The following is a 21,201-nucleotide window of genomic DNA, read 5'->3' as shown; positions in this document are numbered from 1 at the left end:
TATTCTTATATTCTTTACAACTTAAAAATCAGATACAATCATATCATCACGGTCTGGAATGCGGAGATTCGTCACCGAACAGATAACCGGGACGATAGCCGCCAAGGTCTATCACAAGTTTTTCAAGCACGATGGCCGGGTCTTTCGGAGCAAACGTAACGGTGTGCTCACCCTTTCCGAGACGCCCCAACGACACCTTACTCTCAACAACACGACGCGCGACGGTGGGATAATATACCGAATAAATATTGTCCGGATGTTCGTTGAGACGCGCATTGAAGTTTACTGATTGCGGTTTACCGCCATCTATGGATACATCATACACCAATCCGCCCTTATTGAGATAATCAAGCGTTGATTTCACTATGACATGCAGTTCGGCATCATCTGTGGCAGGATTATCAAGACGGAACTTATAAGTAAGCACAGCGCCATCGGCCGGTTTGTCATAGGGCATGAGCGAAATGCCTCCACGTGTACGCCCCATGTCTGGAATGACAGTCCAAGACGTACCATCCGACGATTTACTACTGAAATAATGTCCAGCCTCAATAGCTACATAACCGTCTTTGGCTTCAAAGACAAACCCACCGCATGCAGGTTCGATCCGATATATCTTAGGAAGAATGTCCGCTCTGAAATTATCATTCCATGATTTATAACCGATATGCTTCTGGGTCATCATTCCACGCCATTTTCCACCCGCTATATCGTTATTGTACGCAGCACAAAGAAGTGAGTCACGTCGAAAAGCCTCAACCGTACGGTCTGCCCATACATTGGCTTCAGGGTCATTATTCTTATAAAGATAATTGTTCATTGTCTGGGCATAATACATCTGATGCAGGTTTGACATGGCCTGAACTGGGAAAAGCACCAACTCGTTGTATGCGTCACGGTACCGTTCGTCAAGAGTGATATACTGCCTCAGGGCTTCCGCCTCCAAACGCATGTAATCGTCAGCGACCTTGCGCCACTCTCCCGAAACAAGATTATATGTCTTGGCATCGAGCATCTCTGCCGTTGAACGTCCGTTATACTTGCAACATAGATTTAAAATACGGGCAGCCTCATCGGCCTGAGCATCACCAAACTGCATGCGGCAGAACTCGCGCGTATGAGATTCCACATCGGCTACCATTTCACAACCGTTTGATTTTGTCTTTATCACATCAGGATTCCATGCCATATCCATGAACAGTGTTATTGGGTATTCCATGGGTTTAAGGTCTCCGACATTCAATATCCATAATCTGTCAAGACTGTTCTGATGAGCAAGTGTCAACTGTTCCCACATATTCTGTGTAGGAGTGGCGTTTATCCATTTTGAATTTCGTGGCGCACCTACATAATCCACATGATAATACAGCCCCCAGCCTCCTTTATGCTTTCTCTCTTTGGCATTAGGAACACGGCGGACATTACCCCAGTTGTCGTCGCACAAAAGCATTATGACATCGTCAGGTACACGCATACCTTTGTCATAATAATCAAGAACTTCCTTATATAAAGCCCATACCTGAGGTGTTTTCGACGCATGCTTACCGGTCACCTTGCTGATTATCTTACGCTGATTATCCACAACACGTTCCAACAATTTGGTATCAGCCTCTTCACTCATGGCCTCATCACCGTCGCCACGCATTCCAATGGTGACGATATCGTCAGTATTCTTTATCCTTTCTATACCCTCGGTGAAAAACTTGTCCAAAACCTTTTGATTAGTCTGATAGTTCCACTCTCCGTATTTCCTGCGGTTGCGTGCCCACTCCTGATGATTGCGTCCCATCGGTTCGTGATGTGAAGTACCTATAATAATACCCATATCATCCGCCAATTTTGAATTTTCAGGGTCATCTGCATAAAAAGCCCAACCCCACATGGCCGGCCACAAGAAATTACCTTTCAATCTGAGGATAAGCTCATATACTTTCTCATAAAAACGATGATCTCCGTAATTGGTGCCGAAAGTATTCTTCACCCACGATGTAAGGCAAGGAGCTTCGTCATTAAGAAAAAGTCCGCGATAACGCACGGCAGGTTCACCATCTGTGTATTCTCCTCTGACCGCGTACAAGTCGGCATGTTTTTCAACAGGTACATCAGCCCAATAGTACCAAGGAGACACACCTATCTGCCGTGACATTTCATAGATACCGAATATAGTGCCACGCTTATCACTACCTGCAATGACAAGTTGATCGCCTATTGTCTTTATTACATATTTCTCTGTTTTGCCTTTAAGATCGCCAAGCAAGCCTTGCTTCACCAACTTATCTATCCGGCTGTTGCAGCCTAAGGTACCTATCAGTATTCGGGGAGCGTCCGCAGACACAGACGGTTTTACACCTGTGACTTTTTCTAAATCACACCTCAAATTATCCATGGCAATCCGCACACTCTTATGTTCGCCGCTCTCGCAACCAACCGTCGCATTGTTCAATGACAGAGCATCACCATGCCCCGTGAATATTATGAACCGTTCGGCAGCAAAACTAAACGCTATATGCGCCAAAAAGAAAAGAAAAACAGTAAGTCGTTTCATAAATTTGTATTTGTTTTAGTTTCTAATTTCCACTTTAAACACAGTTCCGTTCTTACGGTTGGGAGTCGTTCCGGCATTGTCGGCTGAATACGGTTCACCGGTTGTAGGCTCACAGCCGACAAAACGATGAGTACGCATTGACATCAACATACACTGGTCACGCAACATATCCTGCCATAAGAACAAGCTACCGGCTGTCTCTTTTTCCATCAATCTGACATCCGCGGAAAGCCCTTCTCCGACAACAGTAATAAAACCCGTTCCGTTCATGGCTTCAAGCGCCACACGCCCGTTGCCACGATCGTGAACACGGAAACATACGGCATCACTATCATAATCTTTAGAACCACGAGCCACACCATGAACTATACCGTGTCTCATGGCCATCATTCGATTTCCATTACCAAGATTTGTCAACATGACAACCTTTCCAATCGGCAGATTAGCCCTTCGATCCGCCAAAGGCTCTACGATACTGAAATTATCAAATTCGGCATAACCGCCATTCCTTCCATTCCTGTTATATGCAAAAAGCGAATAACGGGTACCTTGAAATGTCTTCAATTGATATGGCATCAAGACCTCTTCCCCTATATTTGTATAATTACGTCCGTCTGTACTATAACTGAAATGAGCCACGTCTTTATCAAAATCGCCCGTCACACGAAGATAGACAGCAGACTTGGGAGACAACGATACGCCTTGGGATATCTTATCACCGTTCTGGTCTTTCACCTTTAAAACAAAAGTTCCCGCACTTCGTTCCACAGCAAGCCATGCGTAAGGCATGTTCAACAATCCCAACCCGGCTATATCCCCATCTTTTAAATGTGAGAAGTCCAATTCCACCGTAGCCGCGGAAACAGGACCTATGCCACGCTGAGTAAGAGTATTTCTCGCCCAAAGATAATCTTTGGCCGGCATGGTATTCAAACGCAGTTTACCACCTGACAACTTCCACATACCGGCAACAGGCTCATGATTCCATTGCCATACCTCACGCAATTTCTTTCCATCGAAATCATCATTACGCACATAGGGCGCATGCGGAGCAACAGTTTTCCCCGTATTGGGTTTAAACCATGTACGCGGTACACGTCCGAGATTACCTTCTGTTCCGAAATAAGGCCATCCGTCTTTCCAAGTGACAGGAGAAAGAGCCACCGTACGACCGACGGAAGTAAAATCAAGCATTGATATGCCCCACCATTCTCCATTCGGGAGATCAACTATTCCACCCTGATGCACGGTAGCGCACCCAAGACGATTGCCGCCTTGCCCTCCGACATTGAATTTAAATCCGTCACCAGGAACAGGATGTCCAAGCCCCACATTGTGAACCATGTGCCCGATAGGGGTTCCGAAAGACTCGCGCTGGCATATAGTAACAGTCTCGTAAGGGCCATCTATTTTATCTGAACGCGCACATTGCATACGTCCCATCGGAGAATAGTCGGCACTGATGATATAATACCTACCATCTATTTTGTATATATGATGCCCCTCACCCATGGCATTCCCTTCGGGTATTATCTCGCGGGTACTACCCTCAACTATACCGCTAAGATCGGATTTCAGTTCAGTCAATTGAACGGAACCATACTTATGCACCGCATATATCCTGCCGTCATCATCGAAAAGAACGCTGAGGTCATAAATGTTTCCTCCCATGTTCCTGTGTTCCCACGGCCCTTTGGGATTGTCGGAAATAAAAACCTGCATTCCTACGCCATTGATATTCGAGAATACATAGAACTTACCGTCGTGATAACGAATGCAAGGCGCCCATATTCCCTGTCCATAAGACTCCTTACCATTGACAAGCCTAAACTGGTCTCCAAGATTAAAGTTATCCATGCAGTAACTTGCCAGTTCCCAATTCACAAGATCTTTCGAATGCAAGACAATAAGTCCCGGCAAACAGTGCATCGTCGTTCCGGCAAGGTAATAATCTTCGCCGACACGAATGATATCCGGATCTGAGAACTCATCGTAAAACAACGGATTTGTGTATGTCCCATTGCCGTTATCTGCCGTCCATGACTGTGCTGACGACCGCACCGAAACCAATGCCGCGACAATGAACACCAGAAGCATCTTTCCTATCATCATTGTTGTTTTATTCTGTTCCTATATTATTTGCAATACATAACATATCGCATCTATCTCACAATAACTACCCCGCCATTATTCGGTATGCTGACGCTGACGGTCTTTTTCTTCGATATTTTTGCTGTCACGAGCTTATCGTTCATATAAAGGCTTACGGTCTCACCACCTTCAAACATCGGCAACTCCAAAGTCTTCTTCATTGTCTCACCCGTTGCGTTTATTCCCGCTATATACCATTTGGTTCCTGATCTGCGAGCCATTATGGCATAACGCCCGGGATAGCCGTCGATGTATCTCACTTCATCCCACGTTGTCGGCACCTGTTTCATAAAATCTATCGCCCATGACGGGGCGTCATCGAGGTTATTGGGAGCAAGGGCAAAATGCTGCACGGCGCTTTGGAAAAGCACGGCCGTGGCAAGAGCGTATACATCCGTAGTCACACGACGGCTGCCAGTTTTATTATTGGCATTATAAAACTTATTGAGCGTAGAGCCTCCGAAATCCATCGAACCTACTGTGTTTCGGATAAACGGATGTATCGTTCCACAATGGGCCTCTACATCGCAGAACCCTTGCGAGAAATGAAGGTTCTCACTTGCGAGAACAGCCTCACTTGCCGCATAATTGGGGTACATGCGTTCCCATCCTCGAGGCAACGTACATCCATGGAATATTACGAGCAGATCATTGTCATTGGCATCCGTAAGTATCTGTTCGTAAAGTTGCATTGTCGATTGCTTGTCTCCACCGAAAAAGTCAACCTTTATTCCAAGTATACCGGTCTTTTTCATCCACCGCATCTCCTCCTTACGTTTAATAGGATCATTCATTATGCCACGCGGAGATTGCGGAGCATGATTCCATGCACCGTTAGAGTTATACCAAAGATACAGTCCCACTCCTTTTTGCTTTCCATATTTGGCCAGTTCTTCTATTCGCCCATAACCAATCTGAACATCCCAAAGAGCATCTATAAGAACAGAACGGTATCCCATAGCGGCAGCAAAATCGATATAACGACGCTGTTCGTCAAAATTACAACTGGAATCCATGCCTATAATCCACGACCAAGTACCTTTACCGTACTCATATTTATATTCCGTAGAATATTTCGGTTTTACCAAATCCCACGCAACAGTAGTCTCCGCCACATTTGCCAATGTCGCACCCACTGTTATCGTTCTCCATGGCGTCTCACCCGGCAAAGCCATCTGTACGGATGTATCTCCCCAACCGTTGTTTTCTTCGGCCATCGGGAAGCCTATTCTGTAATTACCATTCGGTCCGCCAAGCAATCTGCATCCGCAATAGTCGCCGTCCGTACCAGTCTCGGATATCAGTGTCCATCCGTTATCGCCATTACGGAAAAGGCATGGGAAAGTATATCCAAATCCCCAACCATTCTTTCCGGTCGCCTCATCACAGGCATACCTTGTCTCATAGCTCGGAGCCGTTCCGGCAAATCCGGTCATTGGCTTTGATTGAGGACACAAGAATGTTGTCGTGCCTTCCGGCATATCAAAGGATGTTTTTTCCTCCTTTATCACACAACTGAATTTTCCTTTCGGCGCATTGAGCGTATAACGGAATGCCACGTCACGGTCACTGACACGGAATATAACGGACATTACCTGTTTGCCGGCTTTATCAAACCGGCAAATCATTTCATTGGCCGAATAATTTATATTGCTTTGCTTTATGTTTCGCAAGCCGTAACTTTCGTTTATTGTTTTTCTTTCCGAACCGTTCAACACCAGCTCACGGCTGAAATCACCGATATCGGTAATCAAGCCCAAAAAGGATTTACCGATAAAAGTCTTGCCATCGTATTTAACCTCATACTGAGGAGTGCCGTTCTCATCGGAAACAGTAACCGCAATCCGTCCGTCAGGACTGTTTACAACATATTCCGCCCCAAACAAAAACATAGGAACATATACCAACAAAGATATCAAAAACAGTTTTTTCATATATTACTTCATTTATTATAACGTTAGTTCCACGAACTCAGAATAAAGCCATGACCGGCTAAAACATGTTCACAATAGTCGATTGACATTTGACATGTGTCCACTGCCATAAACAAATTGTTTTATACACTCAACAGTGCAGGCTATGGCAATAGCCTCATTATTTCCCAAAACCACGTCATTATTATACTTATTCAAATTTCCACCAATCGAAATTAAACAGCTTGCAGCCCTTATATCCCTTGTAAACGAAATAAATATCATGCTTTCCGCTAATCTTATTTTTCACCGGTGCCTCAAAGATTTTCCATTCTTCCCAACCACCGGTACGAGGAATGGCTGTTTCCGCTATCAAGGTTCCGCCTATACTATCTGCATGAACTTCAATAGTACCACCCTTCAAGGCAGAGGCTGCACAAACAATAAACTTGTTATATTCCCTTTTATTAAAATCCACCTCACGCACTTTCGTCCAGTCACCGTTATTTATGTTTGACACATATACACCCGTACGATCGTTGTTCTCTGTTTCCACTCCTTTTGAAAAAGCTATGGTCTCAGCCTCTGTCTTTATAAACGGATTTAAAACACCTATCGGTTTAACACCTTCGTCAGTAGGCATGATTACAGGGAATGTACCATCGGAATTGTACTTAAACTCTTCTACAGCCGTACTACGTCCGAATCCTCCGCCACCGGGTAATTTTCCGGTATGGTAGAAGAAATAATTATGTCCTTTGAAATCTGCCACACCGCAATGGTTAGTAAAAGAACCGGTCTTGCACAAAGGCATGATCTCACCACGATATTTCCACGGGCCGGTAGGTTTCTTTGCCGTGGAGTAAGCTATATGCTCGGGTACTCCACCGGCAGCATAAAGCAAGTAATAGAGCTTATTGCGTTTAAGCAACCAAGGCCCCTCCGTATAACAATCTTTATACTTTACGTCCTTCTTCCTCTGTTTCATACCCGGAGCACCGAAACCTTCTTCCGTCTGTTCTATCTTTTCCACTTCCCCGCTGTATGAAATCATATCACGGTTAAGACGTATGTAATATATATTGGGATTGCCCCAGAACAGCCAAGCCTGTCCGTCATCGTCTATCATCACAGTCGGGTCTATATTGTCCCAACTGCCATTATCAACAAGCGGTTTGCCTATGGCATCCTTAAACGGCCCGGTCGGAGTGTCCCCCACCGCAACTCCGATTGCCATACCGTTGGTAATCTTCGAATGGGCACATATATACCAATAATACTTACCATCACGTTCTATACACTGCGCAGCCCACGCCCTATCATCAGCCCAACTGAATGTACCAAGTCCCAGAGGCACTCCGTGATCTGTCCAGTTCACCATGTCTTCGGTTGAATACAATCTCCAATCATACATCCAGAAGAAATCAGCCCCGGCTTCGTCATGACTGGTATAAAGATACAATCTGTCACCTGCCACCATTGGAGCCGGGTCGGCAGTATAACGTGTCTGAACAATGGGGTTCTGAGCACCCGCAATAGTTGCGGTCATCGCCAAAGCTGTTATCAATATAGATTTTTTCATATCGTGTTATTTAAATAATAATTGCGCAAATTTCCATAAACTCTCACGCCACACAGGCCATGTGTGGCCTCCGGGATATTCGTAATAAGTATAACGTATGCCGATTCCGTCCATACGCCCAAGCATGGCTTTACAATTCTCATAAGCTATATCTTCCTTTCCACCCATTGAGAACCATAACTGCCTGAACTGTTTGTTGTAATAATCCGGCCGTTCCGCCAAAATCTTATAATATGGCTCACCGGACGAATTAGCCATGAAAGACTGGGAAGTACGAAACCACCCCGAACTGAATACGCCTACATAAGCAAAATCATCGGGATGACTGACAACTGTAGACAATGTTTGTATTCCACCCATAGACAAACCGGCCAAAGCGCGATTTTCACGTCCTGCCTTAATGCGAAATCTCTTTTCCGCTACCGGACGTACACATTGTAAAAGTTCTGCCGCAAAATCTTTCGTATTGCCATCTGCCATGACTATAATCATCGGCACCGCTTTCTTTTCGGCAATAAGATTGTCCAAGATTATATCACAAAGTCCTTGATGACTCCATCCACGCTCGTCTTCACCTCCACCGTGCTGCAAATACAAAACCGGATAACGATTATCATTTTCTTCATAACCGGCAGGGGTATATACATACATCCGTCTCCATGCTCTCTCTACATCCGAATAATAACGTATTCTATGCACATCGCCATGAGGGACATCTTTCATCTCAAACTTATCAATATCTTCCGAATACGGTATTTCTATACCGCTTGCCATCTGGCTGCATCCGAAAAATGTCTCGCTATTGGGATCGGCGACACGCAAACCGTCCGCGATAAGAAAATAATAATGAAAGCCTTCGCTTTGCGGGTCGGTTATACAAGTCCAATATCCATCTGCCGATTTTGACATTTCATAACGACGGCCAAGGTCGACAACCAAATGCCTGGCATCTGGCGCTTTCATGCGGAATACCACTCTGTGGTCTTTTGTTACACACGGATATTCAGCCCTTCGCACATTCCATGCGGCAGATATCGGAACTCCACCTACTACCTTTAGCGCACGGCGTAATGCTTTTTGCCAATAATCCCAATTATGATTCCCATCACCTGTTTTCCAATCACACACAATACCCTTTTCTTTTAATGCCGACACAAAATCCTTGTTGGCATCAAAAGTAAAATCACTCTCACCGCAATCTATAAACCAACTTACGGTTTTCCACCTGTCAATATCATTCTTCGAACCTTCCATAACAGTACGTATAGGATTGTTGCGCTCCACAGCCTGCTGGCGCCACTCACCCAAAGGATCGCTCTTAAGGAAATCAAGCGGCTGGCGACGGAGATAACCGGTCATATCATAAACGGCACGGAACATCTCGGGATGATGCAGGCCGTAAACTACGGCTCCACCGCCTCCCATGGAAAAACCGCCTATATAACGCGAATACTTATCGGCACGTACACGGAATGTGTTCTCTATATGTGGAATAAATTCCTTGAAGAAGAAATCCTCATAAGGCCATACCTCGTCATTCACCCAACTCATTCGATGCTTATTGGCCTCGGGACATACTATAATCATCTCCTCCATCTCTCCGCTTGCGACCAGTTCGTCAACCAAAGCAGACAGATGTCCGTTGTCTTCCCACTGAGTATGCGGGCATCCTCCGCCATGAAGCAGATAAAGTACAGGATATGTCCTGTCTTTCTCTTTATCATAGCTATCGGGCAAACATACGGAATAGTCCCATTCCGTAAAACCATCCAATAATCCACACGGCAATTTACGTTCTTCCGTTCTGCTGCCTGCACTTGTCGCAACAGTCAAAAACAACATTAAAGAAGAAAGCCAAAAAACCTTTTTCATTTTCATAATTATTCTATGTTTACCTTTTGTTTGCCGGCTGTATCGTATATGACCTGCCGACTTCGGTTTTTATTTCATATTCGTATACTTTCCGTATCGGTAATGTCTTGAAATCTTTTAATTCCCCGGATGTGAGCGGTTTCTTTATATTGGCTTTCTTCAACAACGGATTGGCACAATCACCATTTGCCTCACACAGTCCTTTCATCTTCAACGGCGCATAAGAACGCAGGCGCAACACACCACCTGACTTCGAAAGAATTACGGCTTTATCCAATTCCCCATCTGTCCATTTGATATCCACCTCAAAACCTCCACGCGCCAAAAGCCCTTTTACATCACCGTCTTTCCACGCATCCGGCAATGCCGGCAATAAATGTACCGCACCGTCATGACTCTGCATAAGCATTTCACAAATACCTGCCGCACAGCCGAAATTACCGTCTATCTGGAAAGGTGGATGAGCATCGAAAAGATTAGGATACGTACGACCGTCAGGATATTCCTTTATCTTGCCGTCATCCGGAAGAATATGAAGCATATTCTTTATTATACGGAAAGCATGATTGCCGTCAAGCATGCGTGCCCAGAAATTTATCTTCCAACCAAGACTCCACCCCGTAGCCATATCCCCACGCTGTTTCAAGGTATTGGCTGCGGCAGTGAACAATTCAGGGTTACTGTAAGGGGAAATCTGGTTTGACGGATACAACCCATACAAATGGGATATATGCCGATGCTCATCCTTAGGGTCATCCGCATCGTGCAGCCACTCCTGTAACTGCCCGTATTTTCCGATCTGCATGGGCGGTAGCTGCTCTATGGCCTTACGCAATCTTTCCGCGTAAGCCTCATCTTTCTTTCCAAGAGCATCCATTGCACAAAGCATATTGTTCAAAACATCGAAAACTATCTGATTATCCATCGTCGAACCGGCCGTCACGGTTGTTCCTTTTCCCCTTGGTCCATGCTCGGGAGATACCGTCGGCACGGTTACAAGCCATCCATATTTCGGATGTTCTTGAAGATAATCAAGGAGAAAATCTGCCGCCCCCTTCATTATTTCATAGTTATCAGAAAGGAAACTGCGGTCGCACGTAAACAAATAATGCTGCCATATATGCGTCGACAACCATGCGCCACCGGTAGGGAACATTCCCCATGTCGTGCCGTCCACAACTCCCGTTATACGCCATAAATCGGTATTATGATGAGCCATCCATCCGTTACAGCCATACATGTCCCGCGCTGTTTCCGCCCCTGTCTCACTAAGGTCTTTTATCATTGAAAACAACGGTTCGGATGTTTCTCCTATATTTCCGACATCGGCAATCCAGTAATTCATTTCCGTGTTGATGTTGATGGTATATTTGGAATCCCATTGAGCATTCATCCTGTGGTTCCATACACCTTGCAGATTTGCCGGTTGTCCTCCTTTTTGCGATGATGATATCAATAAATAACGACCGTATTGCATCATTAACGAAACAAAATCCATGTCTTTGCCATCCGCAAAAGCGGCAAGCCTCTTGTCTGTTTCCAGCAATGAGTTCTCCGACTTTTCCAAAGTCAGAGACACACGGTCATATTGTTCACGGTATTTATCCACATGACGTCTCTGCAACCGCTTGTATGACAATCCTTTTATGGCATTAAACGCATTGTCGTTCTTTAAGGTCGGATTTCCTGTCACATCATGGTAATTGACATAATTGGTTGCGGCTGTTATGTAAAGTGTTGCCACGGAAGCCTCCTTTATATCTATATATCCACCATGACCGCTTACATTACCGTCACTCTCCACACGCACACGAAGTTCCGCTGTCAGTCCTCCTCTTATTCCCTCCTGTCCTGCATTGTTTATTGTGGCTGTCAGTTCATTTCCTTTTGCTGACACATCGGATTTTAAAGGACAGTCATGAAACAGCTTAAAATTAAGTTTTCCTTTTTTGTCGGCATTCAATCTCACTATTATCACGTTATCGGAAAGAGACGCGAATACCGTTCTCTCATACTTCACTCCGTCATGTTTATAACGTGTTGTCGACACGGCGCTTCCCAAATTAAGATCACGATAATACTCTTTCACACTATCATGTCCCAAGTTTAGTTTCAAACTGCCCAATGTCAGATAACGCATTCCATGCGGGCCTTTCACAAAATACTTGTCCAAAAGTTCATGGGCGGCTTTCTCGCGACCTTCATATATAAGGTCCCTCACTTCCCGCAGATGCCCTTTCGCTTCCATACTGTTGTTATTATATGGCGACCCCGCCCAGAATGTTTCCTCGTTCAGCTGTATTTCCTCTGTATCAGTGCCGCCATAAATCATGGCTCCGAGATGAGAGTTACCCACCGGCAATGCCTCCAGCCAATGTTCTGCCGGCCTGCCATACCACAGTCTGTGTTCCTGGGCTGATACTGTAAAGCATGCTGTCATCCCAAGCGCCAACAACAAAATCTTATTTTTCAATTGTTTCATTACATTACTTTTTCGTCATTACTTACCCGATGGGCCTATATAAGATTGTTCCGGTCCTCCCCAATCAATGATTACCCGCTCTATCATTTGTCCGGAGTCACCGATAAAAAACGATAACGTGTGATAAGGACGTGTCTTATCCACAGCAAATGTCACGCGGTGTTCCGCTCCGTTCTTCATGACCTGATCTTTCCATCTGCGCGAATATTCCTCAAACCGGTTGTCGTAAATACTCTTTTCGCCTCCATCCACCGATATGCCTATCGCATTGCCGCGCTTGGCATGAAGAGGCCAGAACGGAACCGTATATACAATCACGTCTATAAAATCCCGATCCACCTTAGGGAATATATATTCTATCGCTGGAACGGTTTGTCCCTTTATTTCCTTTGGCGTGGCACCCGGCCGGCCGAGTTGCACCACTTGCCAGTCATAACCCATGCCTTTTATTATGTTCACTTCATCTGTCTTACGGTCGTAACCGGCCAAATCTACCACATGGCAACCCTTCAACCCAGCCTTTTCTTCGCTGTCATATTCCAAAATGTCGCCCGGCACCTTCTCCTCTTCTCCATCCGTATAAGCCACATTCGGCTTTTTGTGGTATAATGCGCAAAATCCGGGAGGCACGCTCATCATGCCGTTCCATTTTCCTTCAAGCATACCGTTGTATCTACCGTTCAACGACCGTATACTGTCGTATGCCATGTCCGTCTGTCTTGCAGACCAGTTCGCTTCCGCATACCGTCCCGCGGAATATAGTTCATGATTAAGTTGGGCCATGAGAAACTTACGGTTCATCTGATATGCGGCCTGTACGGGATATTGTATAAACTGAAAGAATGATTCTTTCAGGGTAGAATTGTCATCTCCGAGCGAACGAGCCATCATCTCCACCCTGTTTGATAGTCCCTCATAGTCGGCCAAACGTCTTTGCGCGTCACGGTAATTGCCGAATGAGAAATCCGTATCGCGAAGTCCCGTATGTGCGGCGTCATCCCATTCATATTCAAAACCCATATATTCCGGTTTGCGTATCCATGCCAGCCTGTAATACTCATCAAGGACAGCTTGAAACTCATCCTTATATTTACTTCCGAATATTCCGGCAAGCATCTCCGCCTGATGATTGTTCACATTCACGATATTGAACGAAGAGAAATTCCAGGCCATGTCGAAGAAAGTCTGTATTCCCATCTCCATAGGCTTTATGTCGCCTACATTAAGCAGCCAGTACCTGTCCGCACCTGAGTCGTAAGACTTTTTCAATTCTTCATACATGAGAACCGGAGCCGTCGTGTTGAGCCACAGATAGTCGTGCGGTGCGCCAAGATACGACAAGTGATAATACACTCCCGCACGTCCGCCGCGCTTTTTCTCATTCTCGTCAGACACACGTTTCATGTATCCGTAATTGTCATCAACCCACACAAGCGTGACATCATCAGGCACACACAGTCCGTTTTCATATATATCCATTGTCTCTTTATATGGCACGAATATCTGCGGGACATCGGCAATGCTCTTTCCCGTATGTCTGGCTATCATTTCCCGTTGGTCGCCGATTACCTGCTGAATAAGCCGTACACGTTCCTCCATGGGCAGATTGCCGCGCATTCCCTCATCATGTACGCCACGCATGGCAAGTGTATAGATATTCTCAAAACGTGCCGCTTCACCGAGCCTTGCTTCCCATTTTCCTATTATTGTGTTCTTGTTCGTCTTGTAGTTCCACTCGCCGTCACGCTTGGAGTCCCACTCGCTCTTTGCCGCGTTGTTGAGAAGAAGCGGTTCGCAATGCGAAGTAGTGATGATTATTCCGAAAGAGTCTGCCACAAGTTTGCTTTCCGGATGAGAATAGAACGCTCCTGTACATGAGTGCATTGCCGGAGCAAGCATGTTTCCCTTCAATCTGAGCAACAGTTCACACACTCTGGCATAAGTGCGCGGACCGATATCGCCCAGTTCCTTTTCATAATTGTGAGATGCCCAAGGCTTCAACCCCCAGTCCTCATCATTGATGAACACACCGCGATATTTAACCGAAGGTTCTCCCGATATATAATAATCATAATCCACTGTCGCGTTCTCATTATGGCGCACAGGCACGTCCGCCCACCAATACCACGGAGACACTCCTATTTGTTTCGATATTTCATATATACCGTAAATGGTTCCTCTCCTGTCGCTTCCGGCTATCACCAGACATGGATTTTTATCTTTGGTAACGGTTATCACGTAACTCTCCCAATGGCCTTTAAGATCCGTTTCTTTCAACACTCCCTTTTTCACAAGTGCGGAAATCTGTTTACTTTCTCCGTAAGTACCGATAATTATACGTGCGCCTTTGGCTTTGCCGACCTTTATTTCAGGATGCGTTCCTGTCACCTTTCCTATATCGGCGCATAAAGCGTCTATGGCTTTACATACCGATACTGATTCATTCTTATCGTGACTGACAACCGTATTGGCCACATGGAAAGTGCGCCCCTTTATCATACATGCGGGCAACAATAATAGGAAAACAAACAGTTTTAGTCTCATTTCGATGCCTTTCTAAACAGATTGGGAATAAACTCATTCAGACAGCGGCGCCATGTGAGCCATTCATGATGTGTGCCGGGCGACGTATAGCTGTCTACTTTTATACCGGCATCGGTCAATGTCTTAACAAGAGCCGCTGTTCCCATATTCTCTTCGCTGCCGCAACCAAGGAACAGGTAATGTATCTTCTTATTGAACTCATCGGGACGAGATAACAGACCTTCATAATTCTTCTTGATGTCCAATCCGAATATCGCGCCGCTGAATCCGCCCATCCACGCAAACTTGTCTATATTCGAAAGCACGATGTCAAATGTCTGATGACCTCCCCACGACAGTCCCGCCATCGCACGGTGTTCCCTGTCGGCGATCGTGCGGAAATGGGAATCAATATACGGTATCAGGTCTTTAATCATCACTCCATAGAACGATGCCCCGTAGCTACTGCGCTCCTGCGTGTTCGGGCCTCCGTTCCTGAAGTCGAAAGGCTGCTCCACGTCTCCGCTTTCCATTACTACGATCATCGGCACTGCATCTCCTTTTGCAATGGCATTGTCCATAATGTTCTGCATCATTCCCTGCTTCGACCAGCCGGTCTCATCTTCTCCCATTCCGTGTTGCAGATAAAGTACCGGGTACTTTTTCTTTCCTTTCTCATATTCTGCGGGCGTATATACCATTGCCCTGCGCCATTCTTTCTTCGCATCCGACCAGTACTGTACCGAACGTACCTGTCCCTTGGCCACACCGGCTTGCGGACGATAATAATCGCCCTCCTTGCCTTCCGGAACCTCTATTCCGCCGGCCTGACGGCAACATCCGTAAAACGTATCGGTTGCCGGGTCTATCACGGACACTCCGTCTACTATCAGAAAGTAATAATGAAATCCCACTACAAGCGGATCCGTGACACCAAGCCATGTGCCGGAGGCATCACGCTGCATATCGTATTTCTTGCCTGCTATATCCACCTGCACCCTCTTTGCTTGCGGAGCATGCAGACGGAACCACCCGCGGCGTTCGCTGTCTATTCTCGGGAATTTATTTCCTCCCACATTTGTCAGAGCTTCATCGGTACATTCCATCAGGCTTGCCGAAATAACTTTCGAGTCAAAGTTAGGCTCACGGTTATATGTGAAATTATCCACATCCACATATCCTCCGGCTTTCTTTGTGGCATAATTGAATATGGCGAAACGCGTGCCCATGAACAGACGACGGTAGTCGAACCGCATTTTATAAGGCTTTCCGATCTCTTTCCATTCCCCTGCGGATGTCTTATAGTAGAATGTGGCAATATCCTTACCGAGCGTGAAGTCGGCATCTATGCGGAGTTCAATGATATTACCGTCCACTTCCACACGCTCCAATGTCTCTTCATCCACGCCTTCCACCTTCTTGTCTTTATCAGACAAATTGACCACTGCGGAAGACATTGTAAGGTAATTACGCTTACCATCCTTGCTCACCGTCAGTATTCCAGAATGGCCGTTGAACGCAGCCAATCCGCATCGGTCGCCGTCCTGCATGTGCGACAGATCTATCGTTACGGCACCTGAGCATCGAGGGCCTTCCATTCTTTGCGAAACGGTATTGAGAGCCTCGTATAGATTGCTTACTACACGGTCTGTTCTCAATCTCAGATATCCCGGACGCTCCGTCAGCGACCATGCGGCATCTATCGGATTGTGATTCCACTGCCAGCAATACTTCAACTTCGTGGCTTCGAAATCATCAGACTCTACCAGCGATGCCGGCTCACCGCTCACAGCCATGGGCACCTTGCCGTTCTCATCGCCAAGCATCGGCCAACCGTCTGTCCAGCGGCACGGCATCACCGTAAGCACGCGCCCCACTCCGCCACGGTCTTGGAATATTACGGCATTCCAACTTCCGTCCTTGCCGTCAACGATTGTTCCCTGTCCCACGTATGGGAATCTGGCGAAGTTGTCAAGCAATATGACCTTTTTCTCGTACGGTCCGGTGATTTTGTCTGCCCGGTAGCACACCTGACGGCGCTTACCGCCATTAGGCCATGATATCATCAGCAGGTAGTACTTTCCGTCGTGCTTTATCACCCGTGAGCCTTCCAGCAGGCCGGTTTCTTCCGCATCGCGCTTAAATAATGTCATGCTCACTCCTCCCGGCTTCACGTCGCTTAGGTCGGGGAGCAGTTCCTGTATCTGTCCCGTACCGTAAAACACGTACACACGTCCGTCGTCATCGAAGAAAAGCGACGCGTCATGAAAGTGTCTCATGCGCGACACGAGCTTCCACGGACCGGCAGCGTCATCGGCTGTAAGGATATAAGTCTGTCCACCCGGATTATCGTTGGGCGCAAACAGGGCGTAGAACTTTCCGTTATGATATTTCAGCGATGTTGCCCACTGGCCGCGACCGTATACCGTACCGCCCCGCATGTCATACTTGGGCGAGTCTTCCAGTCTGTCGAACAGATAACTTACGGTCTCCCAGTTCGTGAGGTCTTTCGAACGCATTATCGGCCCACCGGGCATCAGATGCATTGTCGTGGTCACCAGATAATAATAATCTCCCACTCTGATTACATCAGGGTCGGGAACATCGGCCCACAACATAGGATTTTGAACTATTCCGAACGACGAATGAACCGCAACCGACCAAAAGGCGATAATAGACAACAATATCCGTTTCATATAAATATGATTTGTTTTACGTTAATAATAAAATATGCCATAGATTTACTTTCACAAAGGTATCATTTTTTTCGATAAAATACAGCTATAAGACAGGAATAATTTAGAAATAAGCAACTTGCGCACTTTCTGCCACAAGTGAGGTAATGACTTGGCAACGGTCATAAATTCTGCGATGTGTAGTACATTGCTGTCAAACAACTCTATGCAAAGGTAACATATATTTTCGACAAACGAAATGCAATCAGTATTTTATTGCCGTTTCCCTTCCAATTTTCCTAATCGCATTACTATCGAGGTTTGACTTCTGCCCATTTTCTCGGCTATGTATTTTATACTTTTCCCTTCATGATAAAGGGTAAGCAGAAAATTATCCGCACTGCGTGTCCACTTTTTGTTGGCGTTTGGATGCTTGGCATAACTTTCTTCCGTGATTTTTTCCGGATGCAAGAATTCGTCTACGAAAACGGAAGGAAAGCGTCTGTCATACAGTATATAGGTCTTTACTTTAGCTCTGGTAATGGCTACATAAAACAGCCTGCGTTCTTCTCCGTATGGATATTGGTCGCTTTTTGTCAAGACATAATTAAGCACAGGGTCATCGCTTACAAGTGAGGGAAACCCGTATGTGTCCTTGTTGCATTGAAGAATTATCACATAGTCTGCTTCAAGTCCTTTGGATTTATGAACGGTCAGAAACTCTATTTTCCTGTCTCCGATGATATAGAAAAAGCGATTACCCTCTTTCACGGATTTATACATGAACGACAGGTAATAATCGTCAAAGGAATATCTCCATAACAAAAAGACTGATTTGTCTAATGGAATTGACGCGACCAATTGTCCGATAACATTGCAATAATCTCGTCTTTCATAATCGCAAAACTGTAATTCTGTTTTAACTTGTGGGTTAAAAGGATGGATGTTCTTTTTAATTTGGGCTTCGTTGCGTTGGATAAATTGCGAGGACAGGCTGACTAAAGGCTCTCCAAACCGATATGTTGTTTCAATCTTATTGATTTCTGTCTGGCCGAAGTAATCTGAAAACTGATTGAAAAGTGCCATGTCGCTCCCCGAAAAACGATAGATGGACTGCCAGTCATCGCCCACACAATACAACTTGGCGGGTGGATTTCCCTCTCGCAATACTTTTAAGAAGTTGTAACGGTCAACTGATATGTCTTGAAACTCATCCACAATGATATAATCATACTTCACAGGATGGGAGGAACGACAAATGTCGGTAGCTTGCAGAATTGCATCCGTAAAATCTATTTGGTTGATGTTCGCCAATTCTTCAATATACCGTTTATAAACGGGCTGAAAGATGTTTTTGATAATGAACGTACTGCGTTCGTCCCCTGCGTTTTTAGTTTGCCTTAATACTTCATCTACAGATTTGCAACTTGACTTTATCAATGTCACAAAAGTCACGACAAGGCGGATAAAAGCCTTCTCATGCTTGCTGTTCGGGGGAAGAACCATATCGTATAATTCTGCATCTGTTTTCTCTTGGATGGAAACATCAGCCTTTTCCAATAAGGTTTTCAACTTCTCCCGAATATCGGAATAATGAAAGTCTGCACTTGAAGTTGTCAACAGCTTAGTGCCGAATTTCTCATGTGCCGCTTTTTTCCATGTTATGCCATCGTTGTACTTTTGGTTTGCTTCTTCATAGGTAATGCCTCTGTCTTTGGCAAACCATATAGGAACAAGCCCATGCTCGTCCACTCCAAAATGCTCTAAATATATTCGCTTTGTTTCTCCACCTTGTTCAAAATAAATGGAAAAATCCGGTTTGTATTGAGAGTGCATCTCGTCTACCAATGGATGCTCGTATGGCTCTTCATATCTGAATTTTACGCTAAGGGAAGATAGCGCAAAGCATATTTTCTGCTCTTGTTCACTCCGTACATAAACAGTTTTTCCATCCATATCGGGAAACGTTGCTTTCAAACGCACCTCTTTTTGCTCTGAAAGTTGTTGCCTACGCTCATTCTTCCGCTTTTCCCACTCCTTTTCGGGCGTTTGATAATCAATGAAGTATTCTATTACGCTTTTCTTGAATTTCTTGTCGTTCAATAATTCATGGTAGATTTTCACGAAGAGCGCGTCCGTATTTTCATATATTGATGGCTTTTGTCCTGTTGTCTGTCCGATAATGTCAAGGGCAAGTTTGTGAAAAGTGTACCCTCGCAAACCAGCAATACCCATTCTTTCTGTTAATTCAGCGGCAGCCTTGTTTGTGTAGCTGATAAGGAGAATATTTTGAGGGTTGATTTTCTTTATTTCAGTCAAATACTTTACTTTCCCTACGATGGATGAAGTCTTTCCACTCCCTGCACTACTGACTACTAAACAATTTTCTTCTTCTGAAACGATTGAGCGTCTTTGTTGCTTGTCTAACGGATATTTTAGGCAATGGTCGAAAAACTCTTTATGCGTGTCAAGTAGAAATGTAATGATTCCCTCATTATGTTGTTTTACAAGTCTATTGATAGCCCCAAAGTCACTGATAAATTTGAATATGGTTTCAGATGGAGTGATATTAAAGGCTTCAAGTTTCTTAACAAGTGAATATGCTTCTTGAAAATGCGGCTTATAATGATTGACAAAATCTTTTTCTTGCGTTGCAGATATTATCTTCCCTGAAAAAGTGCTATTAAGGTCGGACGGAATATCAATAAATGCTCCGTTGTTTAATGCCGACAATCTTTCTCTTGCTTGCTCATAATTGGATTTATTGCTATAAGAAGATATGTGGTTTAACTTTTCAGAAAGTTCCTTGGACTTATTTTTTAGGCGTGTTCTTGTTATAGCTATATAACAAATTGAAATAGTTATAATACAAATTACCCCAATAAACAATGCCTGCATACTAAAAGAAAGATTTGCCGTTGATAAAGTTTACATTGTATAAAAGGTTAACGTGCCATGAAGGCACGCTAACTTTCTATTCTATTAAAAGACGAGAGTTACAGTAAAAAGCTATCCTCCCTAAAATAATCTATTATATCTTCATCAGAAGTTGCTTCATCTACAGCTTTCAAGATTTTTGCAAAGTTCTCAAACTTATCAACTTCATAACCGCCACAAGTTGTAAACTCTTTATCGCAAAAGAAAATCATTTCTCCCGGAATGGTCATTGAGCCTGCGCCATTAAGACTCCTAAATCTATGACTTACCGCCCAACCTGTAAATTCACCTTTGTGATATTTTGCAACATTTTCTTTTAGAGAAACAAGTTGTTCTGAAAGTTTCTTGGTATATTTATCCAAATCAGATTTGGCTTCTTCTTTCTCTTTTTTTGCCCGCGCATATTCTCCACGAGAGTATTGAGAAGAATATCCATTAGGAGCAAAAATATCCATAGAAGATTCTGCGGATTCGACTTTCATTTTACATCTGTTTATTTTAGACATCAAATCTTTGATGTC

General features: G+C 44.8%; 10 protein-coding genes. All 10 read right to left on the bottom strand.

Annotated features, from left to right (window positions below; all coding sequences use genetic code 11):
- Positions 1–46 precede the first annotated feature (46 nt).
- Entirely contained in the window at positions 47–2,545 is a 2,499-nt protein-coding gene (locus tag HPS53_RS10710; RefSeq protein ID WP_172206164.1) for a glycosyl hydrolase 115 family protein, read from the bottom strand.
- 15 nt (positions 2,546–2,560) lie between these two features.
- Positions 2,561–4,654 carry a glycoside hydrolase 43 family protein gene (locus tag HPS53_RS10705; RefSeq protein WP_253942887.1) on the bottom strand — a complete coding sequence of 698 codons (2,094 nt, stop codon included), beginning with the start codon at positions 4,652–4,654 and terminating at the stop codon, positions 2,561–2,563.
- A gap of 53 nt (positions 4,655–4,707) precedes the next feature.
- Positions 4,708–6,630: a glycoside hydrolase family 97 protein gene (locus HPS53_RS10700; protein ID WP_172206161.1), complete on the bottom strand. Its 1,923-nt coding sequence runs from the start codon at positions 6,628–6,630 to the stop codon at positions 4,708–4,710.
- Between the two features lie 190 nt (positions 6,631–6,820).
- Positions 6,821–8,191, bottom strand: a complete 1,371-nt coding sequence (locus HPS53_RS10695) for a glycoside hydrolase family 43 protein (RefSeq protein WP_104370187.1) — start codon at positions 8,189–8,191, stop codon at positions 6,821–6,823.
- Positions 8,192–8,197: 6 nt separating this feature from the next.
- On the bottom strand, positions 8,198–10,063 hold the full coding sequence (locus HPS53_RS10690; RefSeq protein WP_172206159.1) for an alpha/beta hydrolase-fold protein: 1,866 nt from the start codon (positions 10,061–10,063) through the stop codon (positions 8,198–8,200).
- A 19-nt stretch (positions 10,064–10,082) separates the two neighbouring features.
- The gene (locus HPS53_RS10685) at positions 10,083–12,545 is read right to left on the bottom strand and encodes a glycoside hydrolase N-terminal domain-containing protein (protein ID WP_253942882.1); all 2,463 of its coding nucleotides are present in this window, start codon (positions 12,543–12,545) and stop codon (positions 10,083–10,085) included.
- A gap of 18 nt (positions 12,546–12,563) precedes the next feature.
- Positions 12,564–15,089, bottom strand: a complete 2,526-nt coding sequence (locus tag HPS53_RS10680) for a glycosyl hydrolase 115 family protein (protein WP_172206158.1) — start codon at positions 15,087–15,089, stop codon at positions 12,564–12,566.
- Positions 15,086–17,764 carry a family 43 glycosylhydrolase gene (locus HPS53_RS12650; RefSeq protein WP_253942881.1) on the bottom strand — a complete coding sequence of 893 codons (2,679 nt, stop codon included), beginning with the start codon at positions 17,762–17,764 and terminating at the stop codon, positions 15,086–15,088. Before HPS53_RS12650 ends, HPS53_RS10680 begins: the two co-directional genes overlap by 4 nt.
- Positions 17,765–18,016: 252 nt before the next feature.
- The gene (locus HPS53_RS10670; protein ID WP_172206157.1) at positions 18,017–20,641 is read right to left on the bottom strand and encodes a UvrD-helicase domain-containing protein; all 2,625 of its coding nucleotides are present in this window, start codon (positions 20,639–20,641) and stop codon (positions 18,017–18,019) included.
- A gap of 98 nt (positions 20,642–20,739) precedes the next feature.
- A partial coding sequence (locus tag HPS53_RS10665) for a hypothetical protein (RefSeq protein WP_172206156.1) occupies positions 20,740–21,201 on the bottom strand: 462 nt, incomplete at its 5' end.

This window comes from Prevotella sp. PTAC, assembly GCF_013166535.1.
Lineage (GTDB): Bacteria > Bacteroidota > Bacteroidia > Bacteroidales > Bacteroidaceae > Prevotella.
Note: the sequence above shows the minus strand (reverse complement) of the source record. Positions and strands in the feature narration are given on the sequence as shown.

What these genes read in the sequence shown, in the direction of transcription:
- HPS53_RS10710 (WP_172206164.1), bottom strand. Translation starts at nt 2,545, where the DNA reads ATGAAACGACTTACTGTTTTTCTTTTCTTTTTGGCGCATATAGCGTTT.
- HPS53_RS10705 (WP_253942887.1), bottom strand. Translation starts at nt 4,654, where the DNA reads ATGATAGGAAAGATGCTTCTGGTGTTCATTGTCGCGGCATTGGTTTCG.
- HPS53_RS10700 (WP_172206161.1), bottom strand. Translation starts at nt 6,630, where the DNA reads ATGAAAAAACTGTTTTTGATATCTTTGTTGGTATATGTTCCTATGTTT.
- HPS53_RS10695 (WP_104370187.1), bottom strand. Translation starts at nt 8,191, where the DNA reads ATGAAAAAATCTATATTGATAACAGCTTTGGCGATGACCGCAACTATT.
- HPS53_RS10690 (WP_172206159.1), bottom strand. Translation starts at nt 10,063, where the DNA reads ATGAAAAAGGTTTTTTGGCTTTCTTCTTTAATGTTGTTTTTGACTGTT.
- HPS53_RS10685 (WP_253942882.1), bottom strand. Translation starts at nt 12,545, where the DNA reads ATGAAACAATTGAAAAATAAGATTTTGTTGTTGGCGCTTGGGATGACA.
- HPS53_RS10680 (WP_172206158.1), bottom strand. Translation starts at nt 15,089, where the DNA reads ATGAGACTAAAACTGTTTGTTTTCCTATTATTGTTGCCCGCATGTATG.
- HPS53_RS12650 (WP_253942881.1), bottom strand. Translation starts at nt 17,764, where the DNA reads ATGAAACGGATATTGTTGTCTATTATCGCCTTTTGGTCGGTTGCGGTT.
- HPS53_RS10670 (WP_172206157.1), bottom strand. Translation starts at nt 20,641, where the DNA reads ATGCAGGCATTGTTTATTGGGGTAATTTGTATTATAACTATTTCAATT.